The organism is Arenimonas fontis, from assembly GCF_008386465.1.
In the GTDB taxonomy this organism is placed as follows: Bacteria; Pseudomonadota; Gammaproteobacteria; order Xanthomonadales; family Xanthomonadaceae; genus Arenimonas; species Arenimonas fontis.
The window spans coordinates 335,750-356,291 of the sequence record NZ_VUOD01000001.1; the positions used below are offsets into that span (position 1 = coordinate 335,750).

Consider the following 20,542-nt stretch of genomic DNA (forward strand, 5'->3'; position numbering starts at 1 on the left):
GCCGCGACTACGACCCTTCCCCCGGCACCCGAGGGACAACCGGCCCGACGTCGCCGCACTGGGCGCGGTGGCGGAGGGCCTGGTCCATCAGTACCAGGGCCAGCATGGCCTCGCAGATCGGCGGCGCCCGCAGACCGACGCAGGGGTCGTGCCGGCCGGTGGTCACCACCTCCACCGGCGCGCCGCTCACGTCCACGGTGGCGCCGGGCAGGCGCAGGCTGGAGGTCGGCTTGAAGGCCACCGACACCTCGATGGCCTGGCCGGTACTGATGCCGCCCAGGATGCCGCCGGCGTGGTTGCTGGCGAAGCCCTGTGGCGACATCAGGTCCCGGTGCTCGCTGCCCTTTTGCCTGACCGCGGCGAAACCGGCGCCGATCTCCACGCCCTTGACCGCATTGATGGACATCATGGCGGCGGCGATCTCGGCGTCGAGCTTGCCGTAGACCGGCTCGCCCCAGCCCGGCGGCACGCCCAGAGCCTGCACCCGCACCCGCGCCCCGACCGAATCGCCGGACTTGCGCAGCGCGTCCATGAAGGCCTCGAGTTCCGGCACCTGCTCCGCGCAGGGCCAGAAGAAGGGACTGTCCTCGACCACACCCCAGTCGAAACCGCGCGGCAGCACCTCGCCGATCTGGCTGACGCAGGCCCGCACGGACACGCCCTTCGCCGCCAGCCACTTCTTGGCGATCACGCCGGCGGCCACGCGCATCGTCGTTTCCCGGGCCGAGCTGCGGCCGCCCCCGCGCGGGTCGCGGATACCGTATTTCTGCCAGTAGGTGTAGTCGGCGTGGCCTGGCCGGAACTGCCCCGCGATGGCGGCGTAGTCCTTGCTGCGGGCGTCGGTGTTGCGTACCAGCAGGGCGATCGGCGTGCCGGTGGTACGGCCCTCGTAGACACCGCTGAGGATCTCCACCTCGTCGGCCTCGCGCCGCTGCGAGGTGTGCCGGCTGCGGCCCGTGGCGCGCCGGGCCAGGTCATGGGCGAAGTCTTCCGGCGCCAGCCCGATGCCGGGAGGGCAGCCGTCCACCACGCAGCCGATGGCCGGCCCGTGGCTCTCGCCGAAGGTGGTGACGCGCAACAGGCGGCCGAAGCTGTTGTCGCTCATGCGCTCGCGCTCAGCGCCCCCGTGCGTCGGCCAGGACGCGGATGCGGTCGTGGTGGGCCAGCAGGTCGGCACGCTCGACCACGAACACGCCCATCTGCCCGACCTTGAACTCGACCCAGGCGAAGGGAATCCCGGGCAGCAGCATCGCCAGCGCCCGCTCGCTCTCGCCGACCTCGCAGACCAACAGGCCGTGTTCGGACAAGTGCGCCGGCGCGTCGCGCAGGATCGCCAGGACGAGGTCCAGGCCGTCCTCGCCGGCGCGCAGGCCCAGCTCGGGCTCGTGCCGATACTCGGGCGGCAAGGCATCGGTCTGCTCGTGGGTAACATAGGGCGGGTTGCTGACGATCAGGTCGTAGACCTCGCCGCGCAGGCCGGAAAACAGGTCGGACTTCAGCAGCCGCACGTTGTCGGCATGCAGGCGCTCGACGTTCTCGGCGGCCAGGGCCAGGGCGTCGTCGCTGATGTCCACCGCATCCACCTGCCAGTGCGGGTGGTAGTGGGCCATGGCGATGCCGATGCAGCCCGAGCCGGTGCACAGGTCGAGCGCGCGCCGGACCTCCCGTCCCCCAAGCCAGGGCTCGAAGCCGGCCTCGATCAGCTCGGCGATCGGCGAGCGCGGCACCAGCGCACGCGGATCGGACTTGAAGCTCAGGCCGGCGAACCAGGCCTCGCCGGTCAGGTAACAGGCCGGGATGCGCTCGTTGATGCGCCGGGCGAACAGGGCCATCACCTCCTGCTTCTCCTCGCCGGTGAGCGCGGCCTGGCCATAGGCCGGCGGCAGGTCGTGCGGCAGGTGCAGGGCATGCAGGACCAGTTGAGTCGCCTCGTCCAGGGCGTTGTCCATGCTGTGGCCGAAACTGAGGCCGGCGGCATTGAAACGGCTGGCGCCGTAACGGATGAAGTCGACGATGGTACGCAGTTCCGCCGGCATTGCCCTGCAACCCTTTGAATGGACCGCGAGTATAGCGGCCGGCCGGCTATAATTGCCGACCCCGCGCCGACCGGAACCGCATCGTGTTCAACCGCCAGACCCTGCTGATCCTGCTGGCCGCCCTGGCCGCCGGCCTGGGCCTCTGGGCCGCCCAGATCGCCTTCGCCCCCTCGCTGCCGCGCGACGACGGCCCTGCGCTCGACCCGGCCACCCTGAGCGCGGTGCGCCTTTTCCCGCAGCCGCGACCGTTGCCGCCCTTCGAGCTGCAGCAGTCCGACGGCACGCCGCTGACCGGCAGCGAGCTGGCCGGTCGCTGGACCCTGGTCTTCCTGGGCTTCACCCACTGCCCGGACGTCTGCCCCACCACCCTGACCGAGCTGGCCGGCGCCCAGCGGGCCTGGATGGGGATTCCGGAACCGCGCCGGCCGCGGGTGCTGTTCGTCTCGGTGGACCCCGACCGCGACAGCCCGGAGCGCGCCGGCGAGTACGCCCGCTACTTCCACCCCGACACCCTGGCCGCGACCGCGCAGGAGCCGGCCCTGCAGCAGTTCGCCACCGCCCTGGGCCTGGTCTACATGAAGGTGCCGCTGGAAGGCGGCGACTACAGCATGGACCACAGCACCGCCGTGGTGGTGCTGGATCCGCGGGGCCGGCAGGCCGGGCTGATCCGGCCGCCGCTGGTGCCGGCCGACATCGCCGCCGACCTGCGCCTGCTGGCGGAAACGATCCCGTGAGCCCGAAGGTCGCGCTGCAGTACCTGCTGCCACACCGGCTGCTTACGCGCCTGGCCTACGGCGTGGCGCGGGTGCGGGTGGGCTGGTTCAAGGACTGGCTGATCCGGCTGGTGATCCGCCGCTTCGGTGTGGACATGACCGAGGCCGCCAACCCCGACCCGCGCAGTTACCTGCACTTCAACGCCTTCTTCACCCGCGAACTGAAACCCGGTGCGCGCCGGCCGGACCCGGACCCGTCCACCCTGCTGATGCCGGCCGACGGCAAGGTCAGCCAGGTCGGGCGGATCGCCGGAGGTCGCATCTTCCAGGCCAAGGGCCGGGACTACAGCGCCGCCGAACTGCTGGGCAGCGAGGCCATGGCCGCGCCCTATGCCGACGGCTGGTTCGCCAACGTCTACCTGTCGCCGCGCGACTACCACCGCGTGCACATGCCCTGGGACGGCGAGCTGCAGGAAACCCTGCACGTGCCGGGCCGGCTGTTCACGGTGGCGCCGTGGGGCGTACGCGCCATTCCGCGACTGTTCGCCCGCAACGAACGTCTGGTCTGCCACTTCGGGACGGAGTTCGGGCCGATGTGCGTGGTGATGGTGGGCGCCCTGCTGGTTTCCGGCGTGGAGACGGTGTGGAACGGCGAGGAGATACCACCCTACGCGCACCGGCCCGTGCGGCGCGATTGGCGCGGCCAGGGCATCCGCCTGGCCCGCTTCGCCGAGATGGCCCGCTTCAACTACGGCTCCACGGTCATCCTGCTTTTCCCGCGCGGAGCGGTGGAGCTGGACGGCTTCGACAGCGAGGCGCCGACCCGGGTCGGGCAGCGCCTGGGCCAGGTCCTGCCGCGCGGCTGATCCGGCGCTAGACTGGCCGGCATGGGTCAGCAGCAGCACGCCATCCGTCTTTTCCAGACCATCGAGCATCCCTGCGGCTACTGGCCGGAGCGGCTCTCGCGCGACCTGGTGATAGATCCGGCGGATCCGCACCTGCCCTCGGTCTACGCCCAGGCCCTGGCCATGGGCTTCCGCCGCTCCGGCGGCCATGTGTACCGGCCCTACTGCAAGGGCTGCCGCGACTGCATCTCGGTGCGCATCCCGGTGCGCCGGTTCCGGCCCAACCGGGCGCAGCGCCGCTGCATGGCCCGCAATGCCGATCTCGAGCTGGCGATCGTGCCGGCCCGGCGCAATCGCGAGAACTTCGCCCTGTACCGGCGCTACCTGGACAGCCGGCATCGCGGCGGCGGCATGGACGACCCCAGCCCGGAGAACTTCGACAACTTCCTGGCCTGCCGCTGGAGCCCGACCCAGTTCATGGAACTGCGCCTGGCCGGCAGGCTGGTGGCGGTGGCAGTGACCGATGTCGTGCCGGACGCGCTCTCGGCCGTGTACACCTTCTTCGAACCGGAACTGGGCCATCGCAGCCTGGGCGCCTATGCCATCCTGCGCCAGGTGCAGCGGGCCGTCGAGGACGGCCGCGACTACCTGTACCTGGGCTTCTGGCTGCGCGGACACCCGAAGATGGAATACAAGCGCGCCTTCCGCCCGCTGGAATACCTGGACGGCGCCCAGTGGCGACCCATGCCGGATTGATGTCGGCCGTCGCGGGGACTGCCGCGGGACTGCCGGCTGTCATGTCCATGCGGCACAATGCCGGCCCATGCACCTGCCGCATCGCCCGACGCCGTCTCGCGTCCCCTTTCTCGCCCTGCTCCTGCTGCTGGCCGCCTGCGCCGCCGTGCCCGTCGCGCCAAGTGACCGGGATCAGGCCATGAGCGAGCCACTCCGCCTGCGCGTCGCCACCTTCAATGCCTCCTTGTACGATCAGGCGCCCGGCGGCCTGGTCGCGCGCCTGCGTGCCGGCGACGAGAACGCGCGCAGGATTGCCGCCATCGTCCAGCGCGTCCGCCCGGACATCCTGCTGCTCAACGAATTCGACTACGACGCCGGCGGCGAGGCCGCCGACCTGTTCCGGACCCGCTACCTGGAGGTCGGCCAGCACGGCCAGCAGGCGATCCATTACCCCTGGCGCTACCTGGCGCCGGTGAACACCGGCGTGCCCAGCGGCCTGGACCTGGACGGCGATGGCCAGGTGGGCGGCGAAGGCCGGCAGCGCGGCAACGATGCCTGGGGCTACGGTCTGCATCCGGGCCAGTACGGCATGCTGGTGCTGTCGCGCCATCCGCTGGACGCCGGCGCCGCCCGCAGCTTCCGCCTGCTGAAGTGGAGCGCACTGCCGCGGGCCAGCCGGCCGCGGCATCCCGATGGCCGCCCCTTCCATCCACCCGAGGTCTGGCAGGCCTTGCGGCTGAGCTCGAAATCGCACTGGGACCTGCCGGCGGACACGCCGCTGGGCCGCATCCACTTGCTTGCAGCGCACCCGACTCCGCCGGTGTTCGACGGGCCGGAGCGGCGCAACGCCCACCGCAACCACGACGAGATCCGGCTCTGGGCCGAATACCTGAACCCGGGCAACGGCGACTGGCTCTGTGACGACGACGGCCGCTGCGGCGGCCTGGCCGAGGGCGAGCGCTTCGTCATCCTCGGCGACTACAACGCCGACCCGGCCGACGGCGCCAGCCTGCCCGGCGCCATCCACCAGTTGCTGGAACACCCGCGGGTGCTGCGCATGGCCACGCCGCGCAGCGAGGGCGGGCCGGAAACCCAAGCCGCGATCGCCACCGCGCAGGCCGCAGCCGGGGAAACGCCGCCGGAGAAACGCGGGGCGCCTGCCCACGCCACCGCGGTGTTCGGCCGCGCCGGCGTGTTCCGGGTGGACTACGTGCTGCCGTCGGTGGGCTTCCGGGTCGTGGACAGCGGCGTGTTCTGGCCGCGCGAAGGCGAACCTGGCGCCGAATGGCTGGATGCAAGCGACCACCGCCTGGTCTGGGTGGACCTGGAGGCGGCGGACGCCGAGTAGGCGTCGCCGAGCGGACTCAGGCCTTCAGCTCGACCTTCAGGGCGGCGGCAGCGCGCCGCGCCTTCGCCCGCGCTTCGTCGACGCTGGCGCCGCGTGCCAGCGTCACCGCCACGCGGCGATGACCCTCGACCACCGGCTTGCCGAACAGGCGCAAGGCGGTGTCGGGTTCGGCCAGGGCCGCGTCCACACCGGAGAACACCGGCACGCCATGGCCGTGCGCCAGCACGGCACAGCTGGCCGAGGGCCCATACGTACGCAGGGAGGGAATCGGCAGGCCGAGGATGGCGCGGGCATGCAGGGCGAACTCGCTGTGTTCCTGCGAGACCAGGGTCACCAGGCCGGTGTCGTGCGGCCGCGGCGAGACCTCGCTGAACCAGACCTTGTCGCCCTTCACGAACAGCTCGACGCCGAACACGCCCCAGCCGCCGAGATCGTCGGTGATGGCGCGGGCGATGCGCTGCGATTCGGCCAGCGCCGCCGGCGACATCGGCTGCGGCATCCAGCTTTCGCGGTAGTCGCCATCCTGCTGCAGATGGCCGATCGGGTCGCAGAACAGGGTGCTGTCGCGGTGGCGCACGGTCAGCAGGGTGATCTCGTAGTCGAAGTCCACGAAGCCCTCGACGATGCAACGGCCGCCGCCGGCACGGCCGCCGGTCTGGGCGTAGTCCCAGGCGCGTTCGATGTCGGCTTCGCGGCGCACCGTGCTCTGGCCCTTGCCGGAGGAGGACATCACCGGCTTGACCACGCAGGGCAGGCCGATCCCGCGCACCGCCTGCAGGTACTCCTCGCGACTGTCCACGAAGCGGTAGGGCGAGGTCGGCAAACCCAGGGTCTCGGCGGCCAGGCGGCGGATGCCCTCCCGGTCCATGGTCAGGCGGGCGGCACGGGCGGTCGGAACCACCCGCTGACCGTGCTCGCGTTCCAGCTCGACCAGGGTCGGGGTGTGGATGGCCTCGATCTCCGGCACCACCAGGTGCGGCTTCTCGTGTGCGATCAGGTCGCGCAGGGCGGCCGGGTCCAGCATGTTCAGCGTGTGGCAGCGGTGCGCCACCTGCATGGCCGGCGCATGGTCGTAGCGGTCGGCGGCGATCACCTCGACGCCGAAGCGCTGCAGTTCCATCACCACTTCCTTGCCCAGCTCGCCCGAACCGAGCAGCAGCACCCGCAGGGCCGAGGCGCTGAGCGGAGTTCCGAGGGTGACGGGGGCATCGGTCATGGGCGCGACTCCGGTGGCGAGGCGGCAATTGTAGCGGCGCGACCGCCGCGGTTCCGACCGTCATGGTTTTCTGGGATGCTTCCGCTTCCGTGAAGCCGATCGCCCCCTGCCTGCTGTCCTTGCTGTTGCTGCTGCCCGCCGCCGTGCCGGCGGCCCGCTGGAGCGAACCCGAGATCGCCGGCCTGGTCACCCGCGCGGAAGTGGACGAAATCAGCGGCCTGGCCGCCTCGCGCACCCGGCCGGGCCACTACTGGGCGATCAACGACAGCGGCAATGCCGCCGTGCTGGCCCTGCTGGACGGCCGCGGCCGGTTCATGGGCAGTGTGCCGGCGCCGGTGCCGAACGTGGACTGGGAAGACCTGGCCTCGTTCGAGTTGGACGGCCGCCGCTACCTGCTGATCGCCGATACCGGCGACAACGGCGGCCTGCGCCGGGAACTGGCCCTGCAGGTGCTGGAAGAGCCGCGCTCGCTGGAACAGGCCCCGACCCTGGCCTGGACGGTGCGTTTCCGCTGGCCGGACGGCCCGCGCGACTGCGAGGCGGTCGCCGTGGACCCGGCCCGTGGCGAGATCCTGCTGGTGTCCAAGAAGCGGGTACCGCCGGAACTGTTCCGCCTGCCGCTGCGCGCCGAGGGCCTGCAGGTGGCCGAACTGCTGGGCACCCTGCAGGGCATCCCCCAGCCCAGCGCCGAGGACCTGGCGCGCAATCCGGTCTACGGCCGCTACCGCTCGCAGGTCACCGCCGCCGATCTCGGCCCGGACGGACGGATCCTGGCGGTGCTCACCTACCGCGCCGTCCATTACCTGGAACGCGAGGCCGGCACCGGCTGGGCCGAGGCGCTGGCGCGGCCGGTCCAGTCCCTGCCCATGCCCTGGATGCCCCAGGCCGAAGCCATCGCCTTCTCGGTGGATGGCCGGGAACTGCGGGTGGCCAGCGAGCAGCTACCCTCGCCGATCCTGCGTTACCGCTTGAAAGCCTCAGGCAAGTAGCTGTTTTTTAAGAGATTCTCCGTCATGCCGGCGGCGCACGTCCAACTCCTTGCAAGTTGATATCGTTGTGATATCGTTCTCCCGAACCTCGGGAGACCCGCCATGAAAGAACAACCGCTGCGCTCCATCCCCGGCATTCCGCTGCTGATCGTCCTGCTGCTGGCCGTGGCGGCAGGCGGCTGGTCCTTCTTCTCCGGTCTCGGTGCCGACCCTGACGCGATGCGGATCACCGCCGGCGTCGTCATCGTGGCCTCGTCCTTCTTCCTGATGTTCGGCCTGTACATGGTCGAGCCCAACCAGGCCGCGGTGCTGAGCCTGTTCGGCAAGTACGTCGGCACGGTCAAGGACCAGGGCCTGCGCTGGAACAATCCCTTCTACGCCGCCCGCAAGATCAGCCTGCGTGTACGCAACTTCGAGTCCGGCAAGCTCAAGGTCAACGAGCTCGACGGCAGCCCCATCGAGATTGCCGCCGTGGTGGTCTGGCAGGTGGTGGATTCGGCCGAAGCCGTCTACAACGTGGACGACTACGAGAGTTTCGTGCACATCCAGTCAGAGGCGGCGCTGCGCGGCATGGCCAGCAGCTATCCCTACGACCAGCACGAGGACGGCGGCATCGCCCTGCGCAGCCACGCCGCCGAGATCTCCCGGCACCTCACCGAAGAGATCCAGGAGCGGCTGACCCAGGCCGGCGTGAACGTGATCGAGGCGCGCATCAGCCATCTGGCCTACGCCCCCGAGATCGCCCAGGCCATGCTGCAGCGGCAGCAGGCCAGCGCCATCATCGCCGCCCGCACCCGCATCGTCGAAGGCGCGGTCAGCATGGTCGAGATGGCCCTGTCGCAGCTTTCCGAGCGCAACGTGGTCGACCTGGACCCGGAGCGGCGGGCGCACATGGTCAGCAACCTGCTGGTGGTGCTGTGCGGCGAGCGCGGCACCCAGCCGGTGCTGAACACCGGCAGCCTGTACTGAGGCCGGCATCTTGGCGGAGAAAAAGGCCTATCCGCTGCGGATCAACGCCCGGGTGCTGGACGCCGTCCAGCGCTGGGCCGATGACGAGCTGCGCTCGGTGAACGCGCAGATCGAGTACGTATTGCGCGAGGCCTTGCGCAAGGCCGGCCGTCTGCCGCGGGAATCGCAGGCCGGCGCTGACGTCCACGACGGAGAATGAGGAGACAAGCCATGCTGCACATCGTGAAACTGATCGAACGCCGCCGCGCCGGCAAGCCGCTCGCCGCCGCCCTGCCCTGGCTGATCGGCTCGGCCCTGGCATTGCTGACCGGACTGGCTTTGCTGTTCCTGCCGTGAGCGGCGCTTTCCGCCGCTTCCGCCTGCCGCCACTGGGCAAGGCCCCGGTCCTGTTCGCCCTGCTGCTGGGCGTGCTGATGCCGGTCGGCGTGGCGGTGGGCCTGATGCTGCAGGTGCAGACGGGGGGCGCCCGGCTGCCGGTGGTGCTGGGCGTGCAGGCCCTCGTGGCCCTGATCGTGCTGGCGGTGCTGCTGCCCATGTTCCGGCGCGAAGTGGCCTTCGACGACCGCAGGCTCCGGGTCAAGGCCACCTGGTACACCCGCGAGGCCGACGTGCGGCAGTTCGATCTCGACCAGGCCCGGGTGCTGGACCTGCGTGAGCATACCGAGTTCAAGCCCGCTCTCAAGACCAACGGCTTCGCCATCCCGGGCCTGCAGGCCGGACACTTCCGCTTGCGCAACAAGGCCAGGGCCCTCTGCCTGGTCAACGACCCGACCCGGGTGCTGATGCTGCCGCATGCCGACGGCAGCACCTGGCTGCTCAGCGTCGAGAGCCCGCGGGCGGTGCTGTCGGTACTGCGCGAGGCCCGCGACCGCCTGCGCGCCGGCTGAGCCGGCTTTGTTAAGCTGCCGGGCATGCGCGCCCTGCCCTGGCATCTGGTCAACAGCGAACACGTAGAGGCCTGGCCGGCGCATCTGCTGCGCGCGCGCGGCAATGCCGACGCCCGCGCCCTGGCGCAAACACGCTGGTGCCTGCGGCGCAAGCATGACGGTCGTTACCTGGCCACCTTCGACGGCCTGCGCCTGCGCGCCCTGGTGCCGCGGCTGGATCGCGAGCCGGGCATCACCGACATCCTGAGCTCGCTGGACGGTCCCCTCGAACGCGCCGGCTGCGACCTCGACCTGCCCCTGGCCGGCCTGCGGGAACGCCTGCAGCGCTTGGGCATCGACGAGGACTACGGCCGGCGCAGCGGCCTGGCCCTGGTCGCCGAGCCGGTTCGGCTGGAGTTCGCCGGCCACGACCGCTTCCGCCGGCCGCTGTGGCTGCGCGCGCCGGCCGCGCGCGCCTGGCTGGCCATGCGCAGCGCCGCCCGCGAGGACGGCGTGGTGCTGCAGGCCATCTCCGGCTACCGCAGCCACGACTACCAGTTGGGCATCTTCGCCCGGAAACTCGCCCGCGGCCTGAGCGTCGAGCGGATCCTGGCAGTGAACGCCGCCCCGGGCTACAGCGAGCACCACGGCGGCCGGGCCTTGGACATCGGCACGCCGGGCGAACCGCCGGCCGAGGAGAGTTTCGAAACGACCCCGGCCTTTGCCTGGCTGCGCCGCCGTGCCGGCGAGTTCGGTTTCCGGCTCAGCTATCCGCGCGGCAATCCGCACGGCATCGTCTACGAGCCCTGGCACTGGTGCTGGCATCCGGCCGGCGCGCGGGACGGCGCCTGAGCCCGCCGATCACGGCGGCACGAGGGACGGCGCCAGCGTTCGCCCATCACGGCCGCGGGCTGCGGCACGGGCTCCCCCCGACCGATTCAGTCCTGCGAACGCTTGATCGGTTCCTTCGCCGGGCCGGCGCCGTCCACGATCCGCCACAGATACAAGCCGGCCAGCGTGCGCCAGGGCCGCCAACGCTCACCGCGCTCGGCCAGCTCGCGCGGCGTCGGCATGTCCTTCAGGCGATCCAGCAATTGCGCGCCCTTGCGCACGCCCAGGTCGTCCACCGGCAGCACGTCGGGCCGGCCGAGCTGGAACATCAGCATCATCTGCACCGTCCAGCGGCCGATGCCGCGGATGGCGGTGAGGCGTTCGACGATGGCCTCGTCGGCCATGTACGCCAGTTCGCGCAGCGAGGGAATCTCGCCGCGCAGGTCGCGGGCGGCGAGGTCGCGCAGAGCCAGGGTCTTGTTGCCGGAGACGCCGCAGGCGCGCAGGGTAGCGTCGTCCACCCGGGCCAGGGTGTCGCCGTGCAGCTTCCTGGCGCCGATGGCGGCCTCGACCCGACCGACGATGGTGGCGGCGGCCTTGCCCGACAGCTGCTGGTAGAGGATGGCGCGGGCCAGGGCATCGGTGGGATCGAAGGGACGGCGCCAGCGCGCCGCCACGTCCAGCGGACCCATGCGGCGAATCCAGCGGCCCAGCTTGCGGTCGCGCCTGGCCAGTTGGTCGGCGGCAGCGGCAAGGTCGAAGCCGCGACGGTATCTGGGCATGTCAGTCCCGGCGGCGGAAAACGCCGAAAGCGATGACGAGCCACCCGGCCATCAGCAGCACACCACCCGCCGGCGCCAGCGTGCCCGGCCAGCCGGCCAGGGCCTTGCCCAACAGCGAGCCGGCGAACAGCAGCAGGCCCGCCGCCAACATCCACGGTCCGATCAGGCGTTCGCGCGGCGCCAGCAGTGCCAGCGCCAGGCCATGCGCGAAGGCGAAGGCCGCCGCCAGGCCGACCAGGCGGGCGGCATCGCCGCTCAGGCCGTGGCTGGCCCAGGCGGACAGACCGACGGCGACCGCGCAGGCGACGGCGCCGCCGGCGGCGAGGACGCGGCGGGCCATGCTCACCGGCGCGCCTCGAGGTAGTCGGCGCGGCCCTTGAGCAGGTTGGCCGCCTTGTAGGGCGGAATCAGGAAGCGCTTGCCGGCGAAGCGGGCCTGCCAGGCCTCGATCTCGGCGCGACGGGCGGCAACACGTTCGGCGGCTGCACGGGCCACATCCGTGTCGGTGTCATCGGCGGCAGCCTCGGTTTCTTCCACCACGCCCGCCTCGTCGGCGGCCTCCTCGGCGCCGGTGCCGGCGCCACCCTCGCCTCCCCCGGACTCGGCGGCGCGGGCTTTCACTTCCGCACGGACGGCGCGCTCGTACCAGGCCAAGGCCTTGTCTTCGTCCAGGCGCGCGGACAGGCGGGCCCAGGTCTGCTGCCCTTCCGGCTGCCACAGGGCGATGCTCAGCTGGACGCCGTCGTCGGCAAACCAGGTCAGGGTCTGGCCGGGCTCGCTTCCATCGTCGGCGGCGACGTCGTCCAGCACCAACTGGTCGGGCACGCCGGCGGTGGCGCTGGCCTCGTCCATCCGCACCGTCGCAGTGCGCGGCGCCGCGGGCAGGACGAAACGGCCGTCGCGGTCGCGCACCAGGCGGAAGGCCTGGCCCTCGGCCGGCTTCACTTCCACTTCCGCGACCAGAGCCATGGGCAGATCCACCAGGCGGCGGTCCAGCCAGTCGGCCGGCCGGCGTGCCGGCGACAAGTCCTCGTCCACCAGCCAGCTGCGGGCCTGGTCGGCCAGGCGCACGTAGCTGCCACCCAGGCCGGGATGATTGCGGCCGATCACCAGACGGACCGGATCGCCACCGCCCTCGAGGCGCAGCTCGACACCGGTGGCGTCCTCGCCGGTCACGTCCTCCACGCCCAGGCGGTCGTAAAGCCCGGGATTGGCGGTCTTGGCTTCCAGCTTCCTCGCGCCGGCCAGACGGAACAGCGCCCGGCTGATCTCGCGCTGATTGCCCGGCCAGTCCAGCCGGTCGGGCATGCGCCACGAGCCGTCCACACGGACCACGGCCACCAGGGTCTTGCCGCCGGCGCCGACCACTTCGATGCGGTCCACCGCTTCGATCCGGTCCTCGAAGCCGGGCAGCAGCAGGCCTTCGTCGCCGGCGCCCTCGGGGGCGCGTTCCGACAGCGCCCACCAGGCGGCACCGGCCAGCACACCGGCCGCCAGGGCCAGCAGGCCGAGATTGCGTGCGCGCAGCATGGCTCAGCCCTCCGCCGCCGCCCGCCTGCGCGTCCAGCGCCGCCAGGCCAGCGCCAGGGCCGCCAGCACCACCAGGGCCGGCATGCCCAGGATGTTGATCAGCTTGAGCCGGTTGCCCAAGGCCTCGATGTCGGCATTGAGCCGGTGCTGCACCTCGCGAAGCTCCCTGCGGGTACGCAGGCGCTCGTCCTGGAAGCGCAGTATCTCCGCCTGCTGCTCCGCCGTCACCGCCACGGCCTGGCCGTCGGCTCCGGCCTGCTGCAGGGCTTCGAGCTTTCGCTCCAGCTCGTCCAGCTGCTGCTGCAGTTGCTGCTCCTTGGCACGGTAACGCTGCTCGGCGGCGCGTCGCAGTGCCTCCACCTTCTCGAACGGCCGCTGGGCGCTGGCACGGGTGCGCACGGCGATCAGGTCGGCATTGCCGACCAGGTTGTCCACCGCGTTGTAGACGAAATCGCCGTTGTTGGCGAAGGCGTTGTAGACCGGCTGGCCAAGGAAGTCCCGTACCTGTACCCAGAGCCGATCGCTCAGCACGTCGGTGTCGGCGACCACGATCATGTTCACCGGCTCCACGCTGCGGGCGAGATGACCCTCGCGATCGGCGCGCTCCGGGAACGCGCTCGACAGTTCGCCGCTGAAGCGCGCCGCCAGCACCAGTGCATTGCCGCCGGGCCGGAAGTCCTCGCGCAGGCGGTCGGGATTGGCGGCGGCATCACGCACGGCCCTTGCATCGGCCAGCGCCGAGGCAGCCGAACTCTGCGCCAGCGGCTCCATCTGCAGGGTGGACTCCTTGCCCAGCCCAAGCGCGCCGGCGGTGGAAAAGTGCAGACGCTCCAGGTCGCCGCTGACCACGTCGTCCTGGTTGAGCGCGGCGGCATCCAGGCCGATCACCGCCAGGTGCCGTACCGGCGCCCCGCCGGGATCGGGCTGCACCTGCAGGGCGTGTTTCTCGTCCAGCACCACCCGGGCAGGATCGAACTGGATGCCCCAGCCATCGAACAGGCGCGACAGGTCGGAGGGCCGCGGCTCGGCACCGGATAGCGGATCCAGCGGGTCCACGCCGCCGACATCGGCCTCGGCGTCGGGGTCCACGAACGCCAGAAGGCGCCCACCGCGCAGCAGGAACTGGTCTATCGCGTACAGCGTGTCTTCGGGCAGCTCGCGCGGATGCACCAGCATCAGCAGGTCCACGTCCTCGGCGATCGAGGTCGGGTAGTCCTGCAAGCGCCTAAGCTCGAACAGCTCGGCGATCTGCCGGTCCACCACCCAGCCCGGGCTGGCGCGGCCGGTGACGGGATCCAGGCGCGGCCCGGTGGGCAAGCCGCTGATCAGGCCGACCACCGGCAATCGGTCGGCGCTCAGGGTCGAGAGCAGCTTGGCCACGTCGTATTCGAGGAAGGCCTCCTTGTCCGGCTGGATGAACGGCATCAGGCTCTCGCCGTCGGTGCTGTTGCTGCCGACCAGTCCGAAGTAGAGCTTCTGTCCGGCACTGTCCAGCGGCACCGCCTGCAGACCGTAGGCCGCGGCCTGGTCCTCGGCCTCGGAGAAGGGCAGCGGGTCGATCACCTCCAGTTTCACCTTGCCACCGGAACGGGCGGCGATCTCCTCCAGCAGCTCGCGCACGCGCGCGGCGAACACCCGGAACTGCTGGAAATCGCGGCTGGCGTGCTCGGAGTAGTACAGCTTCAAGGTTACCGGCTCCTCGATCTTGTCGAGGATGCGCAGCGTGCCCTCGGACAGCGTGTACAGGCCCTTGTCGGTCAGGTCCAGACGGGCGCCGCGCAGCAGTACCGAGCTCAGTGCCACCGCGGCGACGAAGGCCAGGGCCAGCAGGACCAGGGCCAACAGCGGAAGGGAACGTCTGTGCAGCTTCTTCATGGCGTTCAGTCGGCCTTCTTCATGTCGATCACCAGCACGGTGGCGGCCAGCCAGGCGACGATGCAGAGCAGGAAGAAGGCCACGTCGCGCAGGTCCAGCACACCACGGCTGATGGCCTGGAAGTGGGTCAGGAAGCTGAGTCCGGCGACCGCATCCACCACCGCCTGCGGCGCCCAGCCGCGCACCAGGTCCAGGGCCAGCGGATAGCCGGCCAACAGCAGCAGCAGGCAGGTCACCACGGTCAGGATGAAGGCGACCACCTGGCTGCGGGTGGCGGCGGAAAGGGCGCTGCCGACCGCCAGGAAGGCACCGGCCATCAGCCAGCTGCCCAGGTAGCCGGCCAGGATGACGCCGTGGTCGGGCTCGCCCAGCCAGGCCACGGTCAGCCACATCGGGAACGTCAGGGCCAGGGCCAGACCGAGGAAGGCCCAGGCCGCAAGGAACTTGCCCAGCACCGCCTGCCACAGGGTCAGTGGCAGGGTCAGCAGCAACTCCAGGGTGCCGGACTTGCGCTCCTCGGCCCACAGGCGCATGGCCACCGCCGGCGCCAGCAGCAGGTACAGCCAGGGGTGGAAGCGGAAGAAGGCCTGCAGGTCGGCCTGGCCGGCCTCGTAGAAACCTCCCAGGTAGAAGGTGAAGGCACCGGCCAGGGCCAGGAAGATCACCAGGAACACCGCCGCCAGCGGCGTGGCGAAGTAGCCGGCGAACTCGCGCCGGAACACCGACAGCACCGGGCTCATGCCGCGCCCTCCCCGGTAGTGATGCGACGGAACACTTCGTCCAGGCGGCCGCGCTCGGTCTGCAGGCCGCTGAAGGCGACACCGCGCTGGCGCAGGCGTTCGGCCACTGCCTCGGCGGACACCGGCTTGCCACCCTGCGGGAACACGTACAGCCGACCGTCCCCGCCATCGTGATGCAGGCCGCTGCTGCCCGGCATGCCCTCCAGGGCGGCACGGGCGGCGATGCTGTCCTCGACCTGCAGGGAGACCGCGCCCTGGTAGCGCGAACGCGCCAGCAGCTCGGCCGGCGCGGCATCGGCCAGCACCTTGCCGCGGGCCACGATCATGGCGCGGGTGCATACCGCCTCCACCTCTTCAAGGATGTGGGTGGACAGCAAGACGGTGCGCTCGCGCGCCAGCTCGCGGATCAGCGTGCGCACTTCGTGCTTCTGGTTCGGGTCCAGGCCGTCGGTCGGCTCGTCCAGGATCAGGGCGGGCGGGTCGTGCAGGATCGCCGCCGCCAGCCCGACCCGGCGCTTGAAGCCCTTGGACAGGGTGTCGACAGGCTGACGCAGCACGCCGCCCAGGGCCAGGCGCGAGATCACCGCGTCCAGGCGCGACTTCAGCACCTCGCCGCGCAAGCCGCGCACCTGGCCGACGAAACGCAGGAAGGCCGCCGGTTCCATTTCGCCGTAGGCGGGCGCGCCTTCGGGCAGATAGCCCAAGGCGCGGCGCGCCGCCAGCGGTTCGCGCTGGACATCATGGCCACAGACCCGGGCAGTGCCGGCGCTGGGGGCCAGGAAGCCGGCGATCATCTTCATCGTGGTGGATTTTCCGGCCCCGTTCGGGCCGAGGAAGCCGAGCACCTCGCCTGGCTCGACCTTGAAGCTGATGTCGTCCACGGCCAGTAGGCGGCCGTAGCGCTTGTGCAGGGCGTTTGCCTCGATCATCGCGTTGCGTCTGCCTCGTCGGTGATGCGGGGAAGGCGCGGCGGGCGCCAGCCCGCTGGACAATGCGAGGGCCGGGAAGTTCCGCGGCGGATTTCCGGCCCCGGAAACGACAGGGCGGGCACTGGGCCCGCCCTGCGCCGGAATCAGGCGGCCTCGTCCGCCTGTGCCGGCCCGGCCTCGGCCTCGCCCTCGCCGGCCGCCGGCGCCTCGTCTTCCTCGGGCTCCGGCAGGATCTGCACCGGCTCCGGAGGATTCTTGCCGTCCACGCGCAGTGGCCAGTAGACGGTGAATTCCGCGTCCTCGGCCAGCATGTTCTTGATCTCGACGCGGTATTCCTCGAACGGCCGGCCGCCGGTCTCGTGGCCGCGCACCATCGCCCAGGCGCGCAGCTGGTCGCGCACCAGGGCCAGGCCCGGCGACGGCCCGACATAGGTGGTGGTGGCCGCCTTCATGGCCGGAATCTGCACGTAGAAGACCGGATTGTTGTCGCCGTCCAGCACCACCTCCAGACGCTCCGGCGGCAGGGTGTCGGCGACGGCATCGGCACCGGCGTCCGCGCCGTCCCCGGCGCCGTTGCCGTCCGCTTCCCCGGCGGCGTCCTCGCCCTCGGCCGGGCCGCTGCCCTTGCGGCGGACCGGCTGGACCACGTCGAAGGCGTAGGACTCGGGACCGAAGTCGTTGGTGACGATGCGCATCGGCCCGGCCGGCTCGAGCCCGCTCTTTTCCATGACCTGCTCGATCCACTTCATCTGGTTGGTCATGGCCAGGGCGATTTCGTCGTTGGCACGCTTGGCGTTGGTCCTGGCCAGCAGCGCGTTGACGGCCGGCAGCTCGACGACCGCATACTCGCCGTCGTGGCGGCTGTAGTCGAAGCGCGGGATGGTGGCCAACAGGTTGGAGAACTTGGCCAGGCCGCGCTTGATGTCATCGCCGATGTCGCGGGTGACGTACAGGCCGGCGTAGCGGCCGAGCAGGTTCCAGCCGTAGTCCACGCTGTAGGTCTGGGTAATCTTGACGTTCTGCCGGCGCTGGCCGGTGCGCTCGAACTCGAAGGTCATGCGCTTGTCCTTGCCGCGCCCCGGGGTGTTCAGCGCGAACACGATGCGCTGGCCCGGCACCGACTCGACGATCTCCCAGCTGCCCTCGCCGATCTGATGGTCGGCGGAGACGTAGGCGAGCCGGGCGCCGACGCCGGCCTCCGGGCCGGAGACGTCCAGGCGGACGTTCGGGTCATGGTTGACCAGGGCGTTCCAGTCCTTGAAGCGGACGAAGCCGTTGAGCGTGTCGTAGACCGTCGTCATCGGCCGGTTCGTCTCGACGGAGTGCGAGACGACACGCTTCGCCGGCAGGAACAGGCCGATCACCACGAACAGCGCCACGACGATCAGCAGGGAAATCAGCCACTCGATAATTCGCGTCATTCGGAATCTCTCCAGGGGCGGCCGCGCGCGGGGTCGGTGGGTGCCCGGCCGCATGAACCCGGGAGGATATCAGGTCGGACCGGGGCCCGGCAGGGGGCCGTCCGGCCATCGCGGACGCGCAGCGCCCGTCCATGAAGCCGCAACCCGGCCGGCTCAGACCAGTTTGAGTTCGAAGGCCTTGAGTACGGCCCGGGTGCGGTCGCGCACGCCGAGCTTGGACAGGATGTTGGAGACGTGATTCTTGACCGTGCCTTCGGCCACGCCCAGGGAGTTGGCGATTTCCTTGTTGGAGAAGCCGCCGGCCATCAGGCGCAGGATCTCGGTCTCGCGGTCGGTCAGCGGGTCGGGCTGGTCCAGGCTGACGAACTCGTTCTGCAGCCCCTCCAGGCCCGAGAGCAGGCGCTGGGTGACGGCCGGCTGCACCAGCGAACCGCCGGCGGCCACGGTCTGGATGGCGCTGACCAGCTGGTCCAGGGACACGTCCTTGAGCAGGTAGCCCTTGGCACCGGCGCGGATGCCGGCCAACACCAGCTGATCGTCGTCGAAGGTGGTCAGGATGATGGTGGGCGGCAGCTGCCCCTTGGCACCCAGCGCCTGCAGCGCCTCCAGGCCGGACATCACCGGCATGCGCATGTCCATCAGGACCACGTCGGGCCCGATCTCCGGGATGATATCCACGGCCTGGCGGCCGTCGGCGGCCTCGGCCACCACCTCGATGCCGTCGGCCAGCTCGAGCAGGGACTTGACGCCCTGGCGCACCAGGGTCTGATCGTCAACCAGGCAGACGCGGATCATGCGGGGTTCTCCAGCGGTAGTCGAATGTCGAGCGCGAAGCCCTGGCCGCGCCCGGTGATGATATCCACCCGACCGCCGAAGGCGGCCAGGCGCTCGCGCATGCCGCGCAGGCCATTGCCCTGGAGCAAGGCCGGCTCGGCGCCGCGGCCGTCGTCCCGGGCCTGCACGCGGGCCTCGCGACCGTCCCGACTGACGCTCAGCCATAGGGTGCGGGCGCCCGAATGGCGGACGGTGTTGGTGATGATCTCCTGGGCACAGCGCAGCAGCACGTGGGCACGCTCCGGATCTTCTATGTTGAGCGGCTCGGGCAGGTCCAGGCGGATGTCCAGAGCCGGCACGCCCTCGGCCAGGGTGCGGATGGCGCCGCTGAGGTCCACCGCGCCGTCCTCGCGCATCTCGCTGACCGCTTCGCGTACGTCGGTCAACAGCAGCCTGGCCAGGGTCAGGCTTTGCCGCACATGTTCCTGGGCACGGCCTTCGGTGAGGTGGGCGGCCACCTCCAGGTTCAGGCTCAGGGCGGTCAGGTGGTGGCCGAGCAGATCGTGCAGCTCGCGCGAGATGCGCACCCGCTCGCTCATCCGCGAGCTTTCCGCCAGCAGGGCCCGGGTCGCGCGCAGCTCGGCGTTCAGGCGCCGCTGCTCCTCCCTGGCCTGGGCCTGCTGTCGGGCCACCAGGCCGATCACCAGGGCGAAACTGGAATAGCCGACGTAGGTCAGGGCCTGCATCACCGCCAGACCGGGAGTGAAGCCTTCGACCCGGTTGAACACCGGAATCAGGGCCGCGTGCTGCAGTACCAGCCAGACCACGCCGACCCGGATGTTCACCAGCCAGGGAATGACCCCCGCGATGATCATCATCAGGATCGCCGCCAGGCCGGTGCCGGTCTCGGCGCTTACCAGGATGGCCGAGAGCGTCAGCGCCGCCAGCAGCAGCAGGTCGCCCAGGCGCTGCTGGCGGAAGCCCAGCGAGTGGGTCACCTTCCAGTAGATCAGGCCGAAGGCCAGGTAGGCCGAAATCGCCACCACCGCCCGCGGCGCGGCGCCGTGCGCACCGACCGTGCCATCCGGCCCCAGGTAAAGCACCACGAACACCGGAACGCCGAGCACCGCCCAGGTGAACAGACCGGCGTAGCGCAGCAACTGGGTATGGCTGAGACGGTTGAGCATGGCGCCATCATAGGCGCAGCCGGGCGCGCCGCGCCGCCCCGGAAGTCATGACCCGGGGCCGCCCACCCTGCCCCCCGGACCATGCGATAATCCCGGCCCGATCGCGCCGCCCGCGCCCCTCGCGGCGGCGTTCCCCGACATCGGAGCGACGGAGCACATGCCGATCACCCTCCGCGACGTGCGCGAGCACGAGCTGGATTCAGTAATGGCGCTTAACAACGCCGCCGGCCCGGCCATCCTGCCGATGGACACGGCCCGGGCCCGTTTCTTCTGGGACCACGCCGAATATTTCCGGGTCGCCGAACAGGACGGCCATATCACCGGCTTCCTGGCCGCCTTCAGCCAGGACGCCCCGCACGACAGCCCCAATTTCCTCTGGTTCCGGGAGCGTTACGAACGCTTCCTGTACATCGACCGCATCGTCATTGCCCGGCCCCGCCGCGGTGGCGGTCGCGGCCGGGCCTTCTACGCCGACGTGCAAAGCTTCGCCGAGGTGCGCTGGCCGCTGCTGTGCTGCGAGGTGTTCCTGCAGAGCGGCAACGACCCCGCCCTGCTCTTCCACGGCGGCTTCGGTTTCCGCGAGGTCGGCCAGCAGGTGATGGCCGGCACCGGCATCCGCGCCGCCATGCTCATGAAGGAGTTGTGCAGCCACGCCTGGGTCGCCCAGACCTATGGCGGGCGCCTGCCCGACCAGCCCTGGCTGCGGGCCCGCGAACTGAGCGGCCGGCGCCCGGCCCTCGCCACGGGAACCTGAGC

General features: G+C 70.8%; 23 protein-coding genes. 11 read left to right on the forward strand and 12 right to left on the reverse strand.

What is annotated here, in order from left to right; translation table 11 throughout:
- Positions 1-7: 7 nt before the first annotated feature.
- Complete coding sequence (gene aroC, locus F0415_RS01565) at positions 8-1,105, reverse strand: chorismate synthase (protein WP_149859431.1); 1,098 nt, start codon at positions 1,103-1,105, stop codon at positions 8-10.
- Positions 1,106-1,115: 10 nt separating this feature from the next.
- Positions 1,116-2,036, reverse strand: coding sequence for a 50S ribosomal protein L3 N(5)-glutamine methyltransferase (gene prmB / locus F0415_RS01570; RefSeq protein ID WP_149859432.1), 921 nt, complete (start codon positions 2,034-2,036; stop codon positions 1,116-1,118).
- 83 nt (positions 2,037-2,119) lie between these two features.
- On the opposite strand from prmB, the gene F0415_RS01575 reads away from it, so the two are divergent.
- From F0415_RS01575 to F0415_RS01590, 4 genes are all read left to right on the forward strand, one after another.
- Positions 2,120-2,770 carry an SCO family protein gene (locus F0415_RS01575; RefSeq protein WP_149859433.1) on the forward strand — a complete coding sequence of 217 codons (651 nt, stop codon included), beginning with the start codon at positions 2,120-2,122 and terminating at the stop codon, positions 2,768-2,770.
- Positions 2,767-3,615, forward strand: coding sequence for an archaetidylserine decarboxylase (gene asd, locus F0415_RS01580; RefSeq protein WP_149859434.1), 849 nt, complete (start codon positions 2,767-2,769; stop codon positions 3,613-3,615). The genes F0415_RS01575 and asd overlap by 4 nt, the downstream gene beginning before the upstream one ends.
- Positions 3,616-3,636: 21 nt before the next feature.
- The gene (locus F0415_RS01585) at positions 3,637-4,350 is read left to right on the forward strand and encodes an arginyltransferase (protein WP_149859435.1); all 714 of its coding nucleotides are present in this window, start codon (positions 3,637-3,639) and stop codon (positions 4,348-4,350) included.
- 67 nt (positions 4,351-4,417) lie between these two features.
- Complete coding sequence (locus F0415_RS01590) at positions 4,418-5,677, forward strand: endonuclease/exonuclease/phosphatase family protein (protein WP_425457801.1); 1,260 nt, start codon at positions 4,418-4,420, stop codon at positions 5,675-5,677.
- A 16-nt stretch (positions 5,678-5,693) separates the two neighbouring features.
- Here F0415_RS01590 and purT read toward each other — a convergent pair whose 3' ends face one another.
- Entirely contained in the window at positions 5,694-6,893 is a 1,200-nt protein-coding gene (gene purT / locus F0415_RS01595) for a formate-dependent phosphoribosylglycinamide formyltransferase (protein ID WP_149859437.1), read from the reverse strand.
- An 89-nt stretch (positions 6,894-6,982) separates the two neighbouring features.
- Between purT and F0415_RS01600 the strand changes: the two genes are divergently transcribed.
- The 6 genes from F0415_RS01600 (at position 6,983) to F0415_RS01620 (ending at position 10,569) form a co-directional block, all read left to right on the forward strand.
- The gene (locus tag F0415_RS01600) at positions 6,983-7,882 is read left to right on the forward strand and encodes a hypothetical protein (RefSeq protein WP_149859438.1); all 900 of its coding nucleotides are present in this window, start codon (positions 6,983-6,985) and stop codon (positions 7,880-7,882) included.
- Between the two features lie 102 nt (positions 7,883-7,984).
- Positions 7,985-8,851, forward strand: coding sequence for an SPFH domain-containing protein (locus tag F0415_RS01605; protein ID WP_149859439.1), 867 nt, complete (start codon positions 7,985-7,987; stop codon positions 8,849-8,851).
- A 10-nt stretch (positions 8,852-8,861) separates the two neighbouring features.
- A complete protein-coding gene (locus F0415_RS01610) occupies positions 8,862-9,050 on the forward strand; it encodes a type II toxin-antitoxin system antitoxin (protein WP_149859440.1) in 189 nt (62 codons plus the stop codon).
- Positions 9,051-9,061: 11 nt separating this feature from the next.
- On the forward strand, positions 9,062-9,187 hold the full coding sequence (locus tag F0415_RS12755; protein ID WP_281286572.1) for a hypothetical protein: 126 nt from the start codon (positions 9,062-9,064) through the stop codon (positions 9,185-9,187).
- Positions 9,184-9,738: a hypothetical protein gene (locus F0415_RS01615; RefSeq protein WP_149859441.1), complete on the forward strand. Its 555-nt coding sequence runs from the start codon at positions 9,184-9,186 to the stop codon at positions 9,736-9,738. Before F0415_RS12755 ends, F0415_RS01615 begins: the two co-directional genes overlap by 4 nt.
- Before the next feature lie 24 nt (positions 9,739-9,762).
- On the forward strand, positions 9,763-10,569 hold the full coding sequence (locus F0415_RS01620; protein WP_149859442.1) for a M15 family metallopeptidase: 807 nt from the start codon (positions 9,763-9,765) through the stop codon (positions 10,567-10,569).
- An 86-nt stretch (positions 10,570-10,655) separates the two neighbouring features.
- Here F0415_RS01620 and F0415_RS01625 read toward each other — a convergent pair whose 3' ends face one another.
- The 9 genes from F0415_RS01625 to F0415_RS01665 form a co-directional block, all read right to left on the reverse strand.
- On the reverse strand, positions 10,656-11,330 hold the full coding sequence (locus F0415_RS01625) for a DNA-3-methyladenine glycosylase family protein (protein WP_149859443.1): 675 nt from the start codon (positions 11,328-11,330) through the stop codon (positions 10,656-10,658).
- Position 11,331: 1 nt separating this feature from the next.
- Positions 11,332-11,670 carry a DUF423 domain-containing protein gene (locus tag F0415_RS01630; RefSeq protein WP_149859444.1) on the reverse strand — a complete coding sequence of 113 codons (339 nt, stop codon included), beginning with the start codon at positions 11,668-11,670 and terminating at the stop codon, positions 11,332-11,334.
- Positions 11,671-11,672: 2 nt separating this feature from the next.
- Positions 11,673-12,860: a DUF4340 domain-containing protein gene (locus F0415_RS01635; protein ID WP_149859445.1), complete on the reverse strand. Its 1,188-nt coding sequence runs from the start codon at positions 12,858-12,860 to the stop codon at positions 11,673-11,675.
- Positions 12,861-12,863: 3 nt separating this feature from the next.
- Positions 12,864-14,735 (reverse strand): GldG family protein, encoded by a 1,872-nt coding sequence (locus F0415_RS01640; RefSeq protein WP_149859446.1) that lies wholly within the window; start codon positions 14,733-14,735, stop codon positions 12,864-12,866.
- Positions 14,736-14,740: 5 nt separating this feature from the next.
- Positions 14,741-15,475 (reverse strand): ABC transporter permease, encoded by a 735-nt coding sequence (locus F0415_RS01645; RefSeq protein ID WP_149859447.1) that lies wholly within the window; start codon positions 15,473-15,475, stop codon positions 14,741-14,743.
- The gene (locus F0415_RS01650) at positions 15,472-16,404 is read right to left on the reverse strand and encodes an ABC transporter ATP-binding protein (RefSeq protein WP_149859448.1); all 933 of its coding nucleotides are present in this window, start codon (positions 16,402-16,404) and stop codon (positions 15,472-15,474) included. Before F0415_RS01650 ends, F0415_RS01645 begins: the two co-directional genes overlap by 4 nt.
- A 143-nt stretch (positions 16,405-16,547) precedes the next feature.
- Positions 16,548-17,825 carry an SRPBCC family protein gene (locus tag F0415_RS01655; protein ID WP_188310250.1) on the reverse strand — a complete coding sequence of 426 codons (1,278 nt, stop codon included), beginning with the start codon at positions 17,823-17,825 and terminating at the stop codon, positions 16,548-16,550.
- A gap of 153 nt (positions 17,826-17,978) precedes the next feature.
- Positions 17,979-18,620, reverse strand: coding sequence for a response regulator (locus F0415_RS01660; RefSeq protein ID WP_149859450.1), 642 nt, complete (start codon positions 18,618-18,620; stop codon positions 17,979-17,981).
- Positions 18,617-19,786: a sensor histidine kinase gene (locus F0415_RS01665; RefSeq protein ID WP_149859451.1), complete on the reverse strand. Its 1,170-nt coding sequence runs from the start codon at positions 19,784-19,786 to the stop codon at positions 18,617-18,619. Before F0415_RS01665 ends, F0415_RS01660 begins: the two co-directional genes overlap by 4 nt.
- A gap of 157 nt (positions 19,787-19,943) precedes the next feature.
- On the opposite strand from F0415_RS01665, the gene F0415_RS01670 reads away from it, so the two are divergent.
- Positions 19,944-20,540 (forward strand): GNAT family N-acetyltransferase, encoded by a 597-nt coding sequence (locus tag F0415_RS01670; RefSeq protein WP_149859452.1) that lies wholly within the window; start codon positions 19,944-19,946, stop codon positions 20,538-20,540.
- Positions 20,541-20,542 lie beyond the last annotated feature (2 nt).